The sequence below is a fragment of the Pseudoglutamicibacter cumminsii genome, from assembly GCF_003143995.1.
GTDB lineage: Bacteria > Actinomycetota > Actinomycetes > Actinomycetales > Micrococcaceae > Pseudoglutamicibacter > Pseudoglutamicibacter cumminsii_B.
The window spans coordinates 1-17724 of sequence record NZ_QFWG01000015.1 but is presented as its reverse complement, the minus strand read 5'-3'; the positions used below and the strand labels follow the sequence as shown (position 1 = coordinate 17724).

General features: G+C 61.2%; 17 protein-coding genes and 1 pseudogene. 3 read left to right on the top strand and 15 right to left on the bottom strand.

Annotated elements, in window-relative coordinates; genetic code table 11:
* Nucleotides 1–7 precede the first annotated feature (7 nt).
* Together rpmI and infC are read right to left on the bottom strand one after the other, a co-directional pair.
* On the bottom strand, nucleotides 8–202 hold the full coding sequence (gene rpmI / locus CAY35_RS09045; RefSeq protein ID WP_035757002.1) for a 50S ribosomal protein L35: 195 nt from the start codon (nucleotides 200–202) through the stop codon (nucleotides 8–10).
* 196 nt (nucleotides 203–398) lie between these two features.
* Nucleotides 399–1037 carry a translation initiation factor IF-3 gene (infC, locus tag CAY35_RS09040; protein ID WP_375231768.1) on the bottom strand — a complete coding sequence of 213 codons (639 nt, stop codon included), beginning with the start codon at nucleotides 1035–1037 and terminating at the stop codon, nucleotides 399–401.
* Nucleotides 1038–1442: 405 nt separating this feature from the next.
* On the opposite strand from infC, the pseudogene CAY35_RS09035 reads away from it, so the two are divergent.
* Nucleotides 1443–1831 (top strand): annotated as a pseudogene (locus CAY35_RS09035) (DUF1844 domain-containing protein).
* A 117-nt stretch (nucleotides 1832–1948) separates the two neighbouring features.
* Here the strand turns inward: CAY35_RS09035 and CAY35_RS09030 are convergent.
* From CAY35_RS09030 to CAY35_RS09000, 8 genes are all read right to left on the bottom strand, one after another.
* The gene (locus CAY35_RS09030; RefSeq protein ID WP_109304284.1) at nucleotides 1949–3274 is read right to left on the bottom strand and encodes an MFS transporter; all 1326 of its coding nucleotides are present in this window, start codon (nucleotides 3272–3274) and stop codon (nucleotides 1949–1951) included.
* Between the two features lie 3 nt (nucleotides 3275–3277).
* Nucleotides 3278–4225, bottom strand: a complete 948-nt coding sequence (locus CAY35_RS09025; RefSeq protein ID WP_109304283.1) for an SseB family protein — start codon at nucleotides 4223–4225, stop codon at nucleotides 3278–3280.
* A gap of 46 nt (nucleotides 4226–4271) precedes the next feature.
* Nucleotides 4272–5027 carry a bifunctional 1-(5-phosphoribosyl)-5-((5-phosphoribosylamino)methylideneamino)imidazole-4-carboxamide isomerase/phosphoribosylanthranilate isomerase PriA gene (priA, locus tag CAY35_RS09020; protein WP_109304282.1) on the bottom strand — a complete coding sequence of 252 codons (756 nt, stop codon included), beginning with the start codon at nucleotides 5025–5027 and terminating at the stop codon, nucleotides 4272–4274.
* 68 nt (nucleotides 5028–5095) lie between these two features.
* Nucleotides 5096–5335, bottom strand: coding sequence for a hypothetical protein (locus CAY35_RS09660; protein WP_181377551.1), 240 nt, complete (start codon nucleotides 5333–5335; stop codon nucleotides 5096–5098).
* Entirely contained in the window at nucleotides 5335–5979 is a 645-nt protein-coding gene (gene hisH / locus CAY35_RS09015) for an imidazole glycerol phosphate synthase subunit HisH (protein ID WP_109304281.1), read from the bottom strand. The genes CAY35_RS09660 and hisH overlap by 1 nt, the downstream gene beginning before the upstream one ends.
* Nucleotides 5976–6596 (bottom strand): imidazoleglycerol-phosphate dehydratase HisB, encoded by a 621-nt coding sequence (gene hisB / locus CAY35_RS09010; RefSeq protein ID WP_109304280.1) that lies wholly within the window; start codon nucleotides 6594–6596, stop codon nucleotides 5976–5978. The genes hisH and hisB overlap by 4 nt, the downstream gene beginning before the upstream one ends.
* A 150-nt stretch (nucleotides 6597–6746) precedes the next feature.
* Nucleotides 6747–7859 carry a histidinol-phosphate transaminase gene (locus CAY35_RS09005; protein WP_109304279.1) on the bottom strand — a complete coding sequence of 371 codons (1113 nt, stop codon included), beginning with the start codon at nucleotides 7857–7859 and terminating at the stop codon, nucleotides 6747–6749.
* An 85-nt stretch (nucleotides 7860–7944) separates the two neighbouring features.
* Nucleotides 7945–8364: a LysM peptidoglycan-binding domain-containing protein gene (locus CAY35_RS09000; RefSeq protein ID WP_181377550.1), complete on the bottom strand. Its 420-nt coding sequence runs from the start codon at nucleotides 8362–8364 to the stop codon at nucleotides 7945–7947.
* A 306-nt stretch (nucleotides 8365–8670) separates the two neighbouring features.
* Between CAY35_RS09000 and lexA the strand changes: the two genes are divergently transcribed.
* On the top strand, nucleotides 8671–9474 hold the full coding sequence (gene lexA / locus CAY35_RS08995; RefSeq protein WP_109304277.1) for a transcriptional repressor LexA: 804 nt from the start codon (nucleotides 8671–8673) through the stop codon (nucleotides 9472–9474).
* A gap of 73 nt (nucleotides 9475–9547) precedes the next feature.
* On the opposite strand, the gene CAY35_RS08990 is transcribed toward lexA, so the two are convergent.
* Together CAY35_RS08990 and hflX are read right to left on the bottom strand one after the other, a co-directional pair.
* Nucleotides 9548–11653 carry an ATP-dependent DNA helicase gene (locus tag CAY35_RS08990; protein ID WP_109304276.1) on the bottom strand — a complete coding sequence of 702 codons (2106 nt, stop codon included), beginning with the start codon at nucleotides 11651–11653 and terminating at the stop codon, nucleotides 9548–9550.
* A complete protein-coding gene (gene hflX / locus CAY35_RS08985) occupies nucleotides 11650–13410 on the bottom strand; it encodes a GTPase HflX (protein ID WP_109304275.1) in 1761 nt (586 codons plus the stop codon). Before hflX ends, CAY35_RS08990 begins: the two co-directional genes overlap by 4 nt.
* Nucleotides 13411–13588: 178 nt before the next feature.
* Here hflX and CAY35_RS08980 point away from each other — a divergent pair, with 178 nt between their 5' ends.
* Nucleotides 13589–14197 carry a class I SAM-dependent methyltransferase gene (locus CAY35_RS08980; protein ID WP_109304274.1) on the top strand — a complete coding sequence of 203 codons (609 nt, stop codon included), beginning with the start codon at nucleotides 13589–13591 and terminating at the stop codon, nucleotides 14195–14197.
* Nucleotides 14198–14238: 41 nt separating this feature from the next.
* Here CAY35_RS08980 and CAY35_RS08975 read toward each other — a convergent pair whose 3' ends face one another.
* Genes CAY35_RS08975 through miaB form a run of 3 tightly spaced genes read right to left on the bottom strand, consistent with a single transcriptional unit; the run spans nucleotide 14239 to nucleotide 17639 of the window.
* The gene (locus CAY35_RS08975; protein ID WP_109304273.1) at nucleotides 14239–15177 is read right to left on the bottom strand and encodes a hypothetical protein; all 939 of its coding nucleotides are present in this window, start codon (nucleotides 15175–15177) and stop codon (nucleotides 14239–14241) included.
* 9 nt (nucleotides 15178–15186) lie between these two features.
* Nucleotides 15187–16098, bottom strand: a complete 912-nt coding sequence (gene miaA, locus CAY35_RS08970; protein ID WP_109304272.1) for a tRNA (adenosine(37)-N6)-dimethylallyltransferase MiaA — start codon at nucleotides 16096–16098, stop codon at nucleotides 15187–15189.
* 11 nt (nucleotides 16099–16109) lie between these two features.
* Nucleotides 16110–17639 carry a tRNA (N6-isopentenyl adenosine(37)-C2)-methylthiotransferase MiaB gene (miaB, locus tag CAY35_RS08965; RefSeq protein ID WP_109304271.1) on the bottom strand — a complete coding sequence of 510 codons (1530 nt, stop codon included), beginning with the start codon at nucleotides 17637–17639 and terminating at the stop codon, nucleotides 16110–16112.
* Nucleotides 17640–17724 lie beyond the last annotated feature (85 nt).

Genomic DNA, 17724 nt, shown 5'->3' with positions numbered 1-17724 from the left:
CGTGGGTTTAGAGGCCCAGCATGCGGCGGATGGTGCGCTGATCAGCCTTAGCCACAACCACATCGCCCTTGAGGCGACGAGTCAAACGCGAGGACTTGTGCTCGAGGTAGTGGCGGCGGTTTGCACGCTGACGGCGGATCTTGCCAGAACCGGTGAGCTTGAAACGCTTCTTAGCCCCAGAGTGGGTCTTGAACTTCGGCATGAGAGCCTTCTCCTTGTACGTCTTCCCGAATGACCCCTAGGTCACCGGGTGCAGCTACCCGCACACAATGTGTGACGGGCGCCCGCTGGGCTCCTCCCCCACCTGCCGAGCATCCTCGAGTGGAACTCGCCCGCAAATGGGTTGGAGGAGAAAAACTATTGATATGTGTGGACTGGTTTGGCGTTGCCGCTGAACCTTAGTCCTCTGTGGTCTTGTCCTTCGAGGCCTGCGCCATGCGGCGCATCGCTTCAGGTGCCGATGCCGCAATCGTCTGCCCGGAAGTATCCTGCGGGGCCGACGTGTCCAGACGCTGCTGGCGGCGCTGGCGGCGCGGTGCCTTCTCCGGCTGAGCCTTACGGCTTTCAGCCTTGCTCTTGAGAGGGCCAACGACCATGACCATGTTTCGACCATCCTGGCGCGGCTGCGACTCAATCACACCCACATCGGCCACATCCTCAGCGAACTGCTGAAGCAACTTCACACCGAACTCAGGACGCTGCTGCTCACGGCCACGGAACTGAATCATGGCCTTGACCTTGTCACCCGCGGACAAGAAACGATGCGCGTTACGCACCTTCGTCTCGTAGTCGTGAGTGTCGATCTTCAGACGGAAACGAACCTCCTTGAGGGACGCGTTCGTCTGCTTCTTGCGAGCTTCGCGAGCCTTGACAGCGGCTTCGTACTTGTACTTGCCGAAGTCCATCAGCTTGCACACGGGCGGGCGAGCGTTAGGCGCAACCTCAACCAAGTCGAGGTCCGCTTCAACCGCCAGGCGCAGGGCGTCCTCGATGCGGACAATCCCAACCTGTTCACCGTTAGGTCCGACCAACCGCACCTCTGGGACGCGGATTCGATCGTTGATGCGTGGGTCGCTGATGTTAGTGCTCCTTCATGCGATGGTGTGGCCGACGCTCCCGAAGGCCTACGAAAAAAGCCCCCGAGTTCAAACACGGGGGCTCCAGATACCAGCAAGACACGCTTCCGCCACACATTCCTGCGCGACTCGCTGCGTGTTTCGCTAGACCTGACCCGGCCGCCCTCAGGCGATCGCGGGTGGGATACCTCCGCTTTGATTCCTGCTTCAAGCCAAACACGTGAACCAGGCGCTCTTTCACCTGGAACACGCATCCGCACGTCAATGCTTCACATCGCGTTACGTGGCGATCAATCTCAGCGATCATCGCCACATTTACGGCGCAAACCATCAACAAGCAGAACGGTCTATGACAAGCTTAGCATTATGAGCGATCAGAATTCGAATCAGCACGTGCATAGCTTCTCGGACTCCGAGTACGCAGAAGCCCAGCAAGAACTCCGCGACATCGCAGAAGTTCCAGCCGTGGAAGTCATCACGACCACCGCGGTCCACCTCATGTCAGCCGCCGCAGTCAAGGTCGGCCTCGCTGAAGGTCCCGACGCCGAAGAGCTCAAAGACCTCGACGAAGCCCGCAAACTCATCACAGCCCTCGCAGGCTCGTGACCGCAGGTGCCCCGGAGATCGGCTCCCAGCACGCCGCACCAATCCGCGACGGCCTCCGCTCCCTCCAACTCGCGTTCCGCGAAGCATCGCTGATCCCAGACAAGCCAGGACAGGGTCCAGGCGAAAAGTGGACCGGCCCAGTCAGCTAACACACGAACGCGGCAACGCGAACACCACTACCAACGACGTGGGGTGGGCTTCCCAACGGAAGCTCACCCCACGTCGTTGTTTAAGTTATTTGCTGCGCCGTTACTTGCTCTGGACCGTTACTTGTTCAGGGCCGCGCGCTTGCGGCGGCGGCGAATCTGCCGCAAAACCATCGCAGCGGCACCCGTCGCCACCGCGACACCAGCCAACGCAGAAATCGCGAGAGTCGGGCCACCAACATCCAGCATGATGCCCACCAGCGGTGTCCCCGCTGCCGTGCCTGCCGTCATCGCCGAGCCATACAAGCCCATCGCCTGGCCACGGTTACGCTCCGGAACAGTCTCCGTCAGACGCTCCGAGGCCGCAGTCAGCAACGGCGCAACGCAGAAGCCAGATACGAAGAGCGTGATCGACATCAATGCCAACGTCTTGGAAAATGCGACCGGAAGTAGCGTGAGACCCAGAACGATGATGATCGCGAACGGATCGAACTTACGGGACAACGCGCCATACACGAGCCCGCCAATCAACGAACCAAAGCACCACAGGCCGTACATGATCCACAGCGTGTCACCGCCGCCGCCCAAGGTCTCATTGAAGCCAACCACCGCGACCTCAGTACCTGAAAGCGCCATGCCCGCGCCCAGCGCCATGACCATCATCGCGGCCGCCGAAATGCTCAGCCACGGCATGAGTCGGCGCTGACGAGGCTGAGGTTGAGGAAGCGGAACCACTGGGATAGCGCCAGTCACCGCGGCAACCGACGGCGCATCCCGAGGGTGTGACGGGGCCGCTAGGTCGTCAACTGCCTCACGCGGAGCGGACGGCAACTGCGAAGAACGCGTCGGCGGGTTCGTGATCATCAAAATCACACCGGCAAACACCACGAGCGCGCCCACCAAAAGCAACGAGACCGTCGTCGAAATGGCCGTAGCCAAAACACTGATGCCGCCCGGCGCAATCACAAACACGAGCTCAGTGGTCACCGAGTCCAAAGCGAACGCCGTGGTGCGATCGGGGCCACGCACCAAAACACCCATTGACTGACGCACCACCGTGAATACCGGTAGCGAGAAAACGCCAGCCATAAACATGAGGACAAGCAGAACCTCGAAGCTCACAAACGGAGCGGCACCGAAGGCTCCTGCCTCGACGACGATCGACGGCAGAACCGCGCGCCGGACACCCTTGATGTCCACGACCCGGCCACGCCATGGGGAACCGATCGCGATACCGATAGTGAGCATCGCCGTAACCAGGCCGGCCGCTGCGAAGTCCATCTCCAACGCGTTGCGGACATGCAGCGTCAACAAAATCGCGGCCGAGGAGTGCGGCAAACGACCAAAAATACCGACCAACAAAAGTGTTGGCACGTGCGGGCGTTTCAGAACCCGTGCATAACGCTGGAAAACACCGTTCGGCTCTCCAACACCCGCTTGGGTCATGCGTTATCCCCCTTGAGCGACCCTAATGGTCAACGAATCAGCTTTCTCCTGCACCTCTTGAGTACCTTCAAGAGCAGTGCGAACCTCAGAAACTATACGCGAGACATCCTGATCTGTAACCGTGTTGTTCACCACTACAGTCACCACCAATTCAGGCCCGTGGCCGCCACCGCGCATCACCGTGCCGTCGGCCGCCCGCGACGCGATCCCGTCCGCAGGGCCCAAGATCAACGCGCCCACGCCATCGATATCAGCAACCGCCTGCTGAAGGGGTTCGGCGAGCGAATCGTCGCGGTAGCTCGGCAACCACAGTCGCTGCTGAGCCAAAGCCCACACGGCTGGGCGACGCACCACGAACGTGACGTTCGCGCCAGGATCCAAAACCAGCAACTGCGCACCCTCGTCCACCGCGGACAGCGCAGCACGCGGCGCGTACACCGCAACCGGGCGAGCGTCCGGGTGCCAGTTCGTCAGGCGATCCACCGAAGAAAACACAGGCAAAGCCGTCCGGCCGTCTGGAGCAGCGATCATGACCAGCGCCATGTCCGCTTCCTTCTCCACCAAATGGCCGTGTTCACCGATCTCCGTGTGGCCTGTCTGAGGCACAATCGGGACGAAAACGCGCGCATCAGCCAAAGCCTCAACCACATCGTCCTCGGGGCCATAGCCGGCCTTCAACGCGTCGAGTGCTTCCTGCAGTGCCTCGTTCGGCAGACCGTCATCGCCATCGAACTGGTGAAGCGGGTTTCCTTCACCGGATAGGTCACGGCCCTCCCACGACTGCCCCGCGGTGTCCGAGGTGCCGCCAGCTCCCGCAAGCAAAGCCTGCTGGATGTGGGCCGGCAAAGGCTTCGAACCCGGCGTGGGGTTGCTGTTGGCGGGGTTTTCGGCCGCGTTCTCGGAAGCCGGGTTTTCAGAAGCGGAGTTTTGAGCGGCGGAGTGTCTGCCCATGGAGTTCTTACCTCTGTTTACTTCAGGCCTTACTTCAGGCCTACTTCTACTTCTGACCGCGCGCGACGGCGAGCGCATCTTCGAGTGAGAATGCGCCGTTGTAGAGTGCGCGGCCGATGATCGCGCCTTCAACACCCGAGCCGACCATCGCGCGGAGCGCGCGCAGGTCATCGAGCGTGGACATGCCGCCGGAGGCGATGAGCGGTTTGTCGGTGTGCTTCGCGATTTCGGCGAGGAGTTCGGTGTTAGGTCCGGTCATGGTTCCGTCGCGGGTTACATCGGTCACGACGTAGCGGGCGCATCCGGCGTCGTCGAGGCGTGCGAGGACGTCCCACAGGTCGCCGCCGTCCTTGGTCCAGCCGTGGCCCGAGAGCGTGGTTCCGCGAACATCGAGGCCTACTGCGATCGCGTCACCTACGCGTTCGATGGCTTTCGCGGTCCACTCTGGGTTCTCGAGTGCAGCGGTGCCGATGTTGACGCGGGCCGCACCCCATTCGAGTGCGCGGTCTAGCGACTCATCGTCACGGATGCCTCCGGAAAGCTCAACCTCGAGGTCCAGCTCGTTTGCGATCTTCTTGAGGACCGGGCGGTTGTCACCGCGAGAGAAGGCTGCATCCAGGTCAACGACGTGAATCCATTCCGCACCGGCCTCTTGCCAACGCAAAGCCGCTTCGAACGGGTCGCCGTGATCAGTTTCGGTGCCAGCTTCGCCCTGAGTCAGGCGCACTGCCTGACCGTTGACGATGTCCACCGCAGGGAAAAGAACAAGTTCCTTATTCTCAGTTGCTTTGTGATCAGTCATGGGATCTTTCTCAAAAGTTCAAGGGGTGAATTTCACGAATGGATACGGCACTTCGGTGGGCCTGTGTGTCACGGGGCAGGTGTGTCACTGGGCATGTGTGTCGCTTCGCTGTGGGCGACGGCGGCATCGTTGCCTTTGTCGTCTGCGTCGGGACCTTTCTGCGCAACGGCCCACGCAGCGATCAAGAACATAACCGCGAGTGCACCGCACACGATAACCCACACGCGTTTGACACCTTGTTGCGCGAGCGAATACGTTCCGCCCACCAGCAGGCCGCCCAGGATCATCAACACGATCGGTGAGGGCATCAGAGTGTCTCCATCCAGTTCTTGATCAGTTGGGCGCCGGCGTCCCCGGATTTTTCGGGGTGGAACTGAACCGAGCTGAGCGGGCCGTTCTCGACCGCGGCGATGAACGGGCCTCCGTGCTCCGACCACGTGACCATCGGCGGTTTCATGAGGGGCTGCACGACGTCGAAGTCCCAGCTCTGCACGGCATAGGAGTGGACGAAATAGAAACGTTCATCTTCAATGCCGCGGAAGAGCTGTGTGTCTTCCGGTGGGGTGACACTGTTCCAACCCATATGCGGTACGACGTCAGCTTTGAGGCGTTCAACAACACCTGGCCATTCGTCCAGGCCCGCGGTTGTGGTGCCGCCTTCGGTGCTTTCGGTGAACAGCACTTGATGGCCTACGCAGATCCCGAGGACTGGTTTTCCGCCTGCGATCCGGTATCCGAGGTGGCGTAGTAGCGAACCCTTTTTGAGCGCCTGCATGACGCTCGCGAACGCTCCAACGCCGGGCAGAACCACGCCGTCGGCTGCTTTGAGTTCTTCGCCGTCTGCGGTGAGTGAGACGTCGGCGCCGACGTGTTCGAATGCGCGCAGGACTGAACGGACGTTACCTGCCCCGTGGTCCACGACGGCGATGTGTGGCCTGCGGCCCTGAGTCATAGCGCTCCCTTGGTGGATGGAATGATGTCGCCCATCCGATCATCTGGTTCGATGGCTTGGCGCAGTGCGCGTGCGAGTGCCTTGAACTGGCATTCGACGATGTGGTGCGGGTCGCGACCGCGCAGAACATCGATGTGGAGGCAGATGCCTGCGTGGTAGGCGAAGGATTCGAAGACGTGGCGGGTCATGGAACCGGTGAAGTGTCCACCGATGAGGTGGTACTGCTGACCTTCTGGTTCACCTTCGTGAACGACGTATGGACGGCCGGAGAGGTCGACGATACAGCGCGCCAGGGCTTCGTCGAGTGGGATGGTGGCTTGGCCGAAGCGGGTAATGCCGCGCTTGTCCCCGAGTGCGGTTTTGAAGACTTCGCCGAGTGTGATGGCGGTGTCTTCGACGGTGTGGTGGACGTCGATGTCGGTGTCGCCGTGGGCCTTGATCGTGATGTCCATGAGCGAGTGACGGGCGAGCGACGTAAGCATGTGGTCGTAGAACGGGACAGTGGTGGAGATGTCCGCTTTGCCGGTTCCATCGAGTTTGATGGTGACGTTGACGGTGGATTCGGAGGTGATCCGTTCCATGGTCGCTTCACGGGTACCGATCAGCTTAGCGCTCATGGTGCTCGCTTTCTTCATGTGTTGCGCCAGACGCGTGGGGCGTCGGCGTTGGAGTGTTCTGCCCTTCATTCTATGAGGGGCAACTGTTGAGTTAGATGGGCTACAGGGACTCGGCGGGAGGTCCGACTATGAGCCGCACTGCTTAGCGCGTTAGTGCTGAGCGCGTTCCATGTATTGGTGCATCAACGTAAGGAACTGTGTGGTTTCCTCTTCGGTTCCTGCTGTGACACGGAGTTTTCCTGGCAGGCCGTTGTTGCGGATGATGACTCCGCCGGCCAGGAGGTATTCGAAGACGTCGTTGGGGTCTTCGAAGTCGCCGAAGGTTACGAAGTTCGAGTCAGACAGTGTTGGGTTCAGTCCCATGTCTTTGAGTTCGTTGACGATGCGGTCGCGTTGTTCCTTGATCGCTTCAACGTTGGCCAGCAGCGCGTCCGTGTGTTTGAGCGCTGCGAGTGCTGTCGCTTGGGTTACTGCGGAGAGGTGGTACGGAAGCCGTACGAGACGTAACGCGTCGGCGATTTCCGGGGCGGCCGCGAGGTATCCGAGCCTCGCGCCTGCTAGCCCGAAGGCTTTAGACATGGTGCGGGAAATGATCAACCGTTGGCGGCCTTCAAGCAGGGTGATTGCGGTCGAGTTCGGGTCGTGTGCGAATTCGGCGTAGGCCTCGTCGACGACAACGATGGTCTGCGGTTCTTCGCCGGCCTCGTAGACGGCTTTGACTACGTCAAGCTCGAGGCCGGTTCCGGTGGGGTTGTTGGGCGAGCACAAGAAGACGATGTTCGGTTTGTGCGCGCGAACTTGTTCCGCTGCCGATTCGGCGGTGAGGCTGTAGTCGTCTGCTCGGTGACCGGCGATGTAGGTCGTGTCCGTTCCGGATGCCAGGAGCGGGTACATCGAGTAGGTGGGAGGGAAGCTCAGGAGGGTTCGACCCGGCCCACCGAAGGCTTGCAGGATCTGCTGGAGGACTTCGTTGGATCCGTTGGCGGCCCACAGGTTGTCTGCGGTGAGTCCACGGCCGAGGTATTCAGCGAGCGCGGTCCGCAGCTGCGTGAATTCTCGGTCTGGGTAGCGGTTCAGCGTATGTGCGGCCGCTTGCACGGACGTGGTGATCTCGTCGATCACTTCTTGTGGCAACGGGTGCGTGTTCTCGTTGACATTCAGCTGGACTGGAACGTCGATCTGTGGGGCGCCGTATGGTGAGAGCCCGCGAAGGTTCTCCCTGAGTGGGAGCCGGTTGAGCCGTTGCAAAGCATCCTGAGACATGCTTCAAGTCTAGAGATCGGCTGAGCGGCGATTCGAATTAGGGTCGCCCTGTTGCGAAAGACCGCCCACTCAGGCGCAGGTCAGGTCAGTAGCTGACGGGAACGACGATCTTCTGACCCGGGACAAGAGCACCGTCAAAAGAGTTGTGCTTGTGAATCAGTGCCACGGTATCTCGCACATCACGCTCAGGGGCGTAGTGCTCCGCGATGGCCCACAGGGTATCCCCGTGCGCAACGGTGACCTCAACCAACCGGTCACCTTGCGCAGTGACTGCCTCACCCGTCGTTGCTTGTGCCGGCTGGAGCAGTGCCGAGAGCATCAGGAACATGCCAACAATCAGCGCGACCGTCGGCAAACCGAAAAACAAGAAACGGCCACGTCGGGTCAAGCGAACAGCTGCGGAGCTTTCGTTTGCACGAACCTCTGCAACGTCTACAGAGGTGACGTCCACACAAGCAGCGTTAGCGGCAGCAGGGTTGATAGTGCGCTCAGACGAGTTCAGCATGGTCATTCCTTTCGACTTCGAACAGAAAAATTATTCGAACATCTCTTCGATACCTTTCTAGCACACATCTTCGAACACGCTCAAGAAACTTCGTACATATCTTTGAATATGTTCAAAAGCCGTATAGGCTGTAACTACCGATGTGGCCTGTATTTACAGTGAAGAACGACCCCCTGACAGTTTGAAACTGGATCTACTGAAACCGCATCTAAGCGAAAGCCATACATTCGAACATCGGTATGCGTCTGAGGACGACTGACGATGCCGAGCTATCAAGCACGGAGACCTGACAAGGATGGGAAACGAATGAGCACCGAGACACCGTCACCGGACACACAGACGGCACGCCCATCGAAGCCGCTCACCGCTCGTCAGCGTTCCGTTTTGGAGTGCATCGAATCGTTCCTGAATGTGCAGGGCTACCCGCCAACGATGCGTGAGATTGGCGATGCGGTCGGGTTGAAGTCGCTCTCATCTGTAACGCATCAGTTGCAGCAACTCACTAAGCTCGGCTGGATCCGCCGCGACCCTAAGTTGCCGCGCGCACTCGAAGTTCTCCATCCATCCGACTCGACGTTGGAAAGCTCTGCGCCTGTTTCCCCTGCCGCAGCAGACGCCTCTTCAGAAGGTACCCCTGGCCTCGCACCGGTGAACTCAATTGTGCAGGGCTCGGCACACGCAAAGACACCAGCAACTTCCACCGCCGCGACGCTCGATTTTGCTCAGGGCGACGAAGATTCGGCCGCAATCCCGCTTGTGGGTCGCATCGCCGCGGGTGGCCCGATTCTTGCTGATCAGCAGGTCGAGGACGTCATGACGTTGCCGCGCCAACTTGTGGGGCACGGCGAGCTCTTCATGCTCAAAGTCTCTGGTGATTCGATGATTGATGCGGCGATCTGTGATGGCGACTGGGTTGTCGTGCGCCGCCAGAACACCGCTCAGAACGGTGAAATCGTTGCGGCACTTCTCGACGATGAAGCCACTGTGAAGACGTTCCGTCAGCGCGACGGCCACACGTGGTTGTTACCTCAGAATTCCCAATACGAACCGATCCTGGGCGACCACGCTCAGATCATGGGTCGCGTCGTATCCGTGCTGCGTTCGCTTTAGATGCCGTTCGCGCTAGATGCCCCTCGCACTAGACGCCGTTCGTTTTAGGCCTGCGCGCTAGCGGTCGTTTGACCTATTTATTGGCTTCGCGCAAGCGGCCCAAAGCACCAAGAACCGTATTCCGGTCGGTAGTGGTCCACAGCGGCGGCAAAACATTACGTAGATACGCCCCGTAACGGCGGGTAGCCATCCGCGAATCCAAAATCGCGGCCACTCCCCTGTCTTCCGTCGAACGGATCAGACGGCCCACTCCCTGAGCCAAACGGATCGCAGCATGATGCGCGGAAACAGACATAAACCCGTTCCCACCATGCTCATTCACATCACGAGTCCGAGCCGTCATCAAAGGGTCATCCGGCCGCGGGAACGGGATCCGGTCGATAACCACCAAGCGGCAATGACGCCCCGGAACATCCACGCCCTGCCACAAAGTCATCGTCCCGAACAAGCACGTCTGCTCATCAGCAGAAAACTCACGCACAAGCTCCGTCATCGACGCCTCACCCTGCACCAAGATAGGCACATCAAGACGCTCACGGCACGCAGCGGCCGCATCCTCAGCCGCCCGGCGGGACGAAAACAGCGCCAAAGCCGCCCCACCCGAGGCCTTGATCAAATCGACGAGCTCATCAATCGCCTCTTCAGAGACCCCGCGGCCCGGCGGCGGGAGATGCTGAGCGACATACAGGACACCCTGCTTCTCATATTCAAAAGGCGAGCCAACATCGACCGAATCCCACTCAGGAGCCTCAGGCCCCATCAGCCCGAGCCCACCAGCAACCGGCTCAAAAGCCTCACCCACCGCGAGCGTCGCCGAAGTCAGCACAACAGTCCGGTCCTCAAACAGGCCATCCCGCATCTGCATCGCAACAGACAAAGGAGCCACCATCAGCGAAGCCGGCTCGGAATCATCCGGAACCACGTAGCCGCGCCCAGGCTCGAAGCTACCGGGGCGAGACGCCCACACAACCTCTTCTCCCTGGCCGGCATTCAACAAGCGCTCGCACAGTTCAACAATCTGAGCCACCGCAGAACGCGCGGATTGCCAGCCACCGTCCGGAGCCGCATCGCCGGCCTCGCGCTTCGAATCCGACATCACAACTTTCGCGGACTCGAAAACCTGCGTCACGGCCGCACGTTGAGCCTCCGTCAAACCGCGCGGCTGCAACCCTGTCGGAATGTTCGTGACCGATTTCTCAAAAGCCTTCGCCGCATCGGATAACGCTTTTGACGCGACTTTCAAATGCTTCTTAGCGCCCTGCGCGGCGTGCGTGATCGCAGTGTGCGTCAACGGTCGCGTATACGTGTTGGTGACCCGGTCCTGAAGTTCGTGAGCCTCATCAACGATCACAACGTCGAAATCCGGCAAAACCGGTAGCTGCTCGAACGCAGAAAAAGCGAGCATCGCATGGTTCGTCACCACAACGTCGGACTCAGCCGCCAACCCACGGGCACGCTCAGTGAAGCATTCCTCCGCCATCGGGCAATGCTGTGTGCCCAAGCATTCAAGGGAAGACACCGAAACCTGACGCCACGCCTTATCCGAAACCGACGGGACCAGCTCATCCCGGTCCCCCGTTTCGCTCTCCTCAGCCCACTTACGGATCCGCATGATCTCTTGACCCAAGGGCGACGTCGGGCCGTCGTCAACCGCACTCGCATCAGCTAGCGACGCATCGAAAAGCGAGCCCGCATCGTTATCCTCCGGGTAACCGCCGGCCAGCTTATATTTGCACGCGTAGTTGTTCCGGCCCTTCAGGAGCGTGACGTCAACCGGCCGTGGAAGCTCATCTTCCAAAGCCTTCAACAAGCGCGGAACGTCACGCCCCACAACCTGGGACTGCAGCGCCAACGTCGCCGTCGCAACCACAACGGGTTTCTCTGCATGGATCGCGTGCGTGATCGCGGGAATCAGATACGCCAGGGACTTACCCGTACCTGTCCCAGCCTGCACCAGCAGATGCCTCCCAGACGAGAGCGCGTGCGCTACCGCGTGCGCCATCTCGTGCTGGCCGTCGCGACGCTGGCCACCCATCTTGTCGACGGCGGTGGTCAGCAAGCGCTCAACCTCCTGAACCGCGGGGTCAGCTGATGCGGTTGCTGATTCCGATGCTGATGTAACGCCCGATGCGGTTGCTGATTCCGATGCGGCGGCGGCTTCCGGGGTGCCTGGACTCATGCGTCCGCACCGTCTTCCGCGCCATCTTCCGCTCCGTCTTCCCCACCGTCCGCTTCCGCGTATGGTGCGAGCAGGTCAGCAAGATCCGGGCGAACCAGAGCGTGGATCCGCGTACCGTCTTCGACGTGTTCCAGTTCCAGCAGTTCGGCGTCGTGACCGTGAAGCCGCGCCACGAGGCCACCTTCGGTGTACGGGATCAGCGCGCGAACCTCGGTGTGCGGGCGTGGGATCGCCCGTGAGATCCCTTCCTTAAGTTCATCGATCCCCTGGCCTGTGCGGGCAGAAACCACAACGTGCTCAGGGTAGTTACGGCGCAGCTGAGCCAGCGTATGCGTATCGGCTAGGTCTGCCTTGTTGAGCACGATGATCTCGGGACCGTTCGCTTCAACATCTGCGAGAACCTCGTGCACCGCTTGGATCTGCGACATCGGGTCCGGGTGAGATGCATCGACCACGTGAAGCAGCACATCGGCACCCGCCGCTTCTTCCAGGGTGGAGCGGAACGCCTCGACAAGGTGGGTCGGCAGGTTGCGCACGAAACCGACCGTGTCGGTCAGCGTATAGCCGATCCCGTCAGGGGTTTCCGCGGAACGCACGGTTGGGTCCAGCGTGGCGAACAATGCGTTCTCCACAAGCACCCCGGCGTCCGTGAGCCTGTTGAGCAGCGAGGACTTGCCTGCGTTGGTGTAGCCGACGATGGCCACAGACGGAACAGCGTTACGCTTACGGTTGGCTCGCTTGGCTTCGCGAGCGGGCTTCATGGCTTTGATTTCGCGGCGCAGCTTAGCCATCCGGTTGCGAATGCGACGACGGTCGAGCTCGATCTTCGTTTCACCGGGGCCACGCGAACCGATACCGGCACCGCCAGCGACCTGGCCACCGGCCTGACGCGACATCGACTCACCCCAACCGCGAAGACGCGGCAAGAGGTATTCGAGCTGTGCGAGCTCAACCTGGGCTTTACCTTCGCGGGATTTAGCGTGCTGAGCGAAGATATCCAGGATCAACGCGGTCCGGTCAATGACTTTGACCTTGATGACGTCTTCGAGCCCACGACGCTGGGATGGTGCAAGCTCGCTGTCGACAATCACGGTGTCCGCGCCAACCTCGTTCACGATGTCACGCAGCTCGGTTGCCTTACCTGAACCGAAGTACGTTCCTGGGTCCGGTTTCACGCGGCGCTGGATGACGCCATCCAACACTTCTGATCCCGCGGTTTCGGCGAGCGCGGCAAGCTCACGCAAAGAGTTCTCCGCCTGCTCGGCAGTACCGTCAGACCATAGGCCCGCCAGGACGACTCGTTCGAGGCGAAGCTGGCGGTATTCGACCTCGGAAATGTCTTCAAGTTCGGTCGAGAGACCTTGCACACGGCGGGTCGCGCGGCGCTCCTCAAGGTCTTGTTGCAGACCATCGAAGCGAGAATGCTCGGTCTGCCCCACGTCAAGGGCTTCAGCCTGACCGAAGCGCAAGAACGATCCCCGCTGCCCACGCCCGCTAGCCTGCGCCTCCGGATCCACCGCATCGGCCGTCTCTGAGCCTTCTGCCCCTACTTCTACGCCTTCTGCCGCTGATGAACCTGCCGCTGAAGAATCTGCGGAGCCTGTTGTATCTGCGGAGCTACCCCCGCGGCCAGCGAGCCGCTCACGCTCACGATCGGCGGCGAGGATCCTTTCGATCGTCGCTTGGATCTCGCGGTCGTGTTCTGTTGAGCTCTTCTCCGAAGGGGTATCGGGGGTGTTGCTGCCGTGGTCGGTCATGGTCTCCTGACGTCGTATCTCCCGCGCTCGCGGGTTCCCTACCATTCTAAGCCGCCGCTACGCCTCAGCGAGGGTCGCTCGCCGCATGTGGACGCCCTTCGGGCACTCTGGCACCTGTGAACATCGAATCCCCAGCGACCCCAAACCCAGCCCCGCGGTTCAGATAGGCTTGTGTTCCATGGCCGAGCATTACTTCACAGCGGAACCGGTGACCCCCGAAGCCCGCAAGCGCATCACTGTTTCGCTTGCAGACCGCGAGCTTGACGTCCACACCGCGGCAGGCATTTTCAGTCCCGCTGGTGTGGATAAGGGAACCCAGATTCTGCTGGATGAAGCTCCTACCCCGCCGGCCCGCGGAACGATGCTCGACATCGGTTGCGGATGGGGCCCCATCACGCTGACCCTGGCTTTGCGCTCGCCGCAAGCGGACGTGTGGGGCGTGGACGTCAACGAGCGCGCGATGGATCTCGCCCGGCTCAACGCGTCCGATGCGGGCGCTCAGAACGTCACGGTGTGTTCCCCTGAAGATGTGCCGGCCGATGTCGGTTTCGATCTGATCTGGTCGAATCCGCCCATCCGGGTGGGCAAGCAGGTGCTCCACGAGATCCTGATGACGTGGCTTCCGCGCCTCAACCCTGGCGGCGAGGCGTATCTTGTGGTTCAGAAAAACCTCGGGTCAGATTCCCTGCAGAAGTGGCTCGCCGAGAATCTGCCAGCCGACTGGACGGTTGACCGCTACGCCCGCAAGAAAGAGTTCCGCATCCTGCGCGTGGCCCGCCCGGCGTGAGTCACTAGCTCAGCTGGCGGGGCCTGTTCAGATGGACCGGGCTAGCTCAGCTGGATATTCGCGACGACCCGGGCTGGCCCCGTCACTTGCGCCGTTCCGGAAGCGTTCGATGCGGAACCTGGCTCGAGCCGGACCCCCATGAGGGCTGCTGGCTGGCTTACGGCCCAACCTTCGGCGAGGTCACGTCCGGCTCCGGCCCAGTACTGGAATGCGAGCGAACCCGCGACTGCGGCTGCGGCGCTCGAACCGTATTCACGCGAAAGCCTCTGCCCCGCCGAGTAATCCGATCCACCCTCCCGGTCATCCGGCGCGTGGTGGAAACGCATCGACACCGCGGCTATACCGCCCTCAACCAGCGGATCATGCGGAACCACGAAGCTCGTCGACGAACGCTCGAGCACCTCAGAATCCAATTGCGGACCGTGACCGTCCAAACGTAGCCCCTCAAGCTCGGACACATCGGCGAGCGCAACCACCGACACCGGCGCGCCAACGGTCATCGTCAGGCAGGGCCGGGCAACGGGGAGGCCCTCCGCATGGACCGTACCGTCGCTCGCTTCGGATTGCGCTTGTTGCGGGAACGCGAACGACCACCGCACCCCTGCGACCTTATAGTTGCTCCGCGAACGGGCCACCGTGTACTGCTCGCCCGACCCGAATTCAAGCTGCGAACCGTTGCTAGCCAGCTGCCCGGCGCCGTCGAGGTACGCAGCGACGGCGAGCGCCGCATCGGGCTCCAGCTCCGGTACCGGTGCGCCTGATGTCCCAACCAGAACGCACTTCCAGCTGCCGTTCCCCTGCTCAGACACGGTCAGCACACCTGCCGCACCGAGGCCCGCGGCATCATCGCACAGCCACTGCGCTTCGGCTTCGCTCACGGTCGCTGAGCTGATGAGAAACGGGATAGCACCAGAGGTAACACGGGCGAAACTCGCACCAGTTAGCCCGGCCGGAACGTCATTTGGAAGCGGATCAACCATGTTTCCAGCCTACCGAGCGTCAGGCAACGCTTCTGCAACGAAAGCGCGAGCGATCTCGCGCGTGCCGGCCCCCGCATCGTAATGTGTGACCCGCGGATCGGCCCGGAACCACGTCCGCTGCCGCTTGGCGAACTGCCGCGTAGCGATGTGGGTGCTCTCGATCGCTTCGTCTTGGCTCATCTCGCCGTCGAGTACCGCTAGCGCTTGCTTATATCCAATAGCCGCCGATGCGGTCCTCCCCTCCCGCAGGCCGCGCGGGATGAGCCCGCGGACCTCGTCGAGCAGGCCCGCTTGATACATGCGGTGAACACGGCGAAGGAGGGCCTCGTTGAGGATGGCCGGGTCGAGGTCGAGCCCCACCTGAAGCGTGGGCTGGTGATAGATACGCTGCGGCATGTAGGACGTGAAGGTGCGGCCGCTGATGCGGTGCACTTCAAGTGCGCGGATCATCCGGCGCAGATCGTTGATCTTCGCGGCACTCTCCGGGTCAACCGCGCGCAAGCTTTCACGGACTTCCTCGATCGTGCGTCCGTCCGCCCATTCTTCTATCTCGGCCCGGACCTGCGGGTCAGTGGGCGGGAACTCGATCTCGTCCAGGACCGCGCGTACATACAGGCCGGAACCTCCCACGAGCACAGCGGTTTTCCCGCGCGCCTGGATCTGGGCGATCGCATCGCGGGCTTGCTCTTGGAACACCGCAACCGAGGCTTCCTCGGTCACGTCCATGATGTCGAGCAGATGGTGCTCAATCCCCTGCCGCTCCTCCACGGGAAGCTTGGCGGTACCGATGTCCATGCCACGGTAGAACTGCAACGCATCAGTGTTGACCACTTCGCCATCGAGCATGTGGCATAGCTCGAGCGCGAGCTCCGATTTGCCGGTTCCGGTGGGGCCAACCACCGCGATGACAGGGTTGCTCATGACGCAGATGTCTAGGCTTCCGGGCGCAGGCTCGGCATACCGAGCGAAACGCCCTTACCGTTTGCGCCGCCGCCTGGCGAGCACGAGTCAGCTTGTGCACGCTCCCATGCGTCTCCGGAACGGGTGCGGCGCAGGCTGTACTGTTCGATACTCGGGTCAGACAGCAAGTGGAAGGACCCTGCGTGGGTGATCGGAACGGTTACGGCATCGCCAGGGCGTGGGGTTTCCGCACCCTCTGGGACCGAGAAATGCACGAGACGCTGGTCTTGAGCGCGGCCCGCGAGCCGGCCGGTTTCTTCAGCTTTGCGGCCCTTCGAGTCAGCGACGATGAGCTCAACCGTAGTTCCGATTAGCTTCTGGTTTTCCTCGGCAGAGATACGGTCTTGGAGCGCGACGAGGCGTTCGAAACGTTCCTGCACGACGTCCTTGGGAACCTGGTTTTCGTATTCTGCGGCCGGGGTTCCTGGGCGCGGCGAATACTGGAAAGTGAAGGCCTGGTGGAAGCGGGCCTCTTCAACCACACGCATGGTTTCTTGGAAGTCTTCCTCGGTTTCACCCGGGAAACCGACGATGATGTCGGTCGTGATCGCAGCGTGCGGCATGCGCTCGCGAACTTTCTCGAGGATCCCAAGGAACTTCTTGGAGCGGTATGAACGGCGCATATCCTTGAGGACCTTGTCCGAGCCGGACTGCAGCGGCATGTGCAGCTGCGGCATGACGTTCGGGGTTTCAGCCATCGCCTCGATCACGTCGTCGGTGAACATCGCTGGGTGAGGCGATGTGAAGCGGACGCGTTCGAGACCTTCGATCTCACCGCAAGCGCGCAACAGTTTGGAGAACGCTTGGCGGTCGCCGAATTCAACGCCGTAGGAGTTCACGTTCTGCCCGAGCAGGGTTACTTCGATCGCGCCGTCGTCGACGAGTGCTTGCACTTCGGCGAGGATCTCGCCCGGGCGGCGGTCTTTTTCTTTTCCGCGTAGCGACGGCACGATGCAGAACGTGCACGTGTTGTTGCAGCCGACTGAGATGGAGACCCAGCCTGCGGAGTGTGATTCACGCTTAGCGGGCAGTGTGGATGGGAACACCTCGAGCGCTTCGAGGATTTCAACTTGGGCTTCTTTGTTGTGGCGTGCACGGTCAAGGAGCACCGGAAGGGACCCTACGTTGTGGGTTCCGAAGACGACGTCGACCCATGGCGCGCGTTTGACGATGGTGTCGCGGTCTTTTTGTGCGAGGCAGCCGCCGACGGCGATCTGCAGGTTAGGGTTTTCGTCTTTAGCTGCTTTGAGCATGCCGAGGTGACCGTAAAGCTTATTGTCTGCGTTTTCACGGACCGCGCACGTGTTGAATACGACGACGTCGGCTTCGCCTTCCTGGGCGTCAGCGTCGACTGGGACCATGCCTGCGGTTTCGAGCAGGCCGGCGATCCGTTCGGAGTCGTGGACGTTCATCTGGCAGCCGAACGTGTTGACCTGGTAGGTGCGCGCGGTCGCCTCCACACCGGTGGTCTGGGGTTCGGTTGCTGGGTTTGAAGCAGTCATAGGCGTAGAAGTCACCCGTCTAGTCTAGCGAGAGGGGCACGTAACATGGTGAGTCGGTGCCTGCGGGAATGTTGGACTGTTGGGC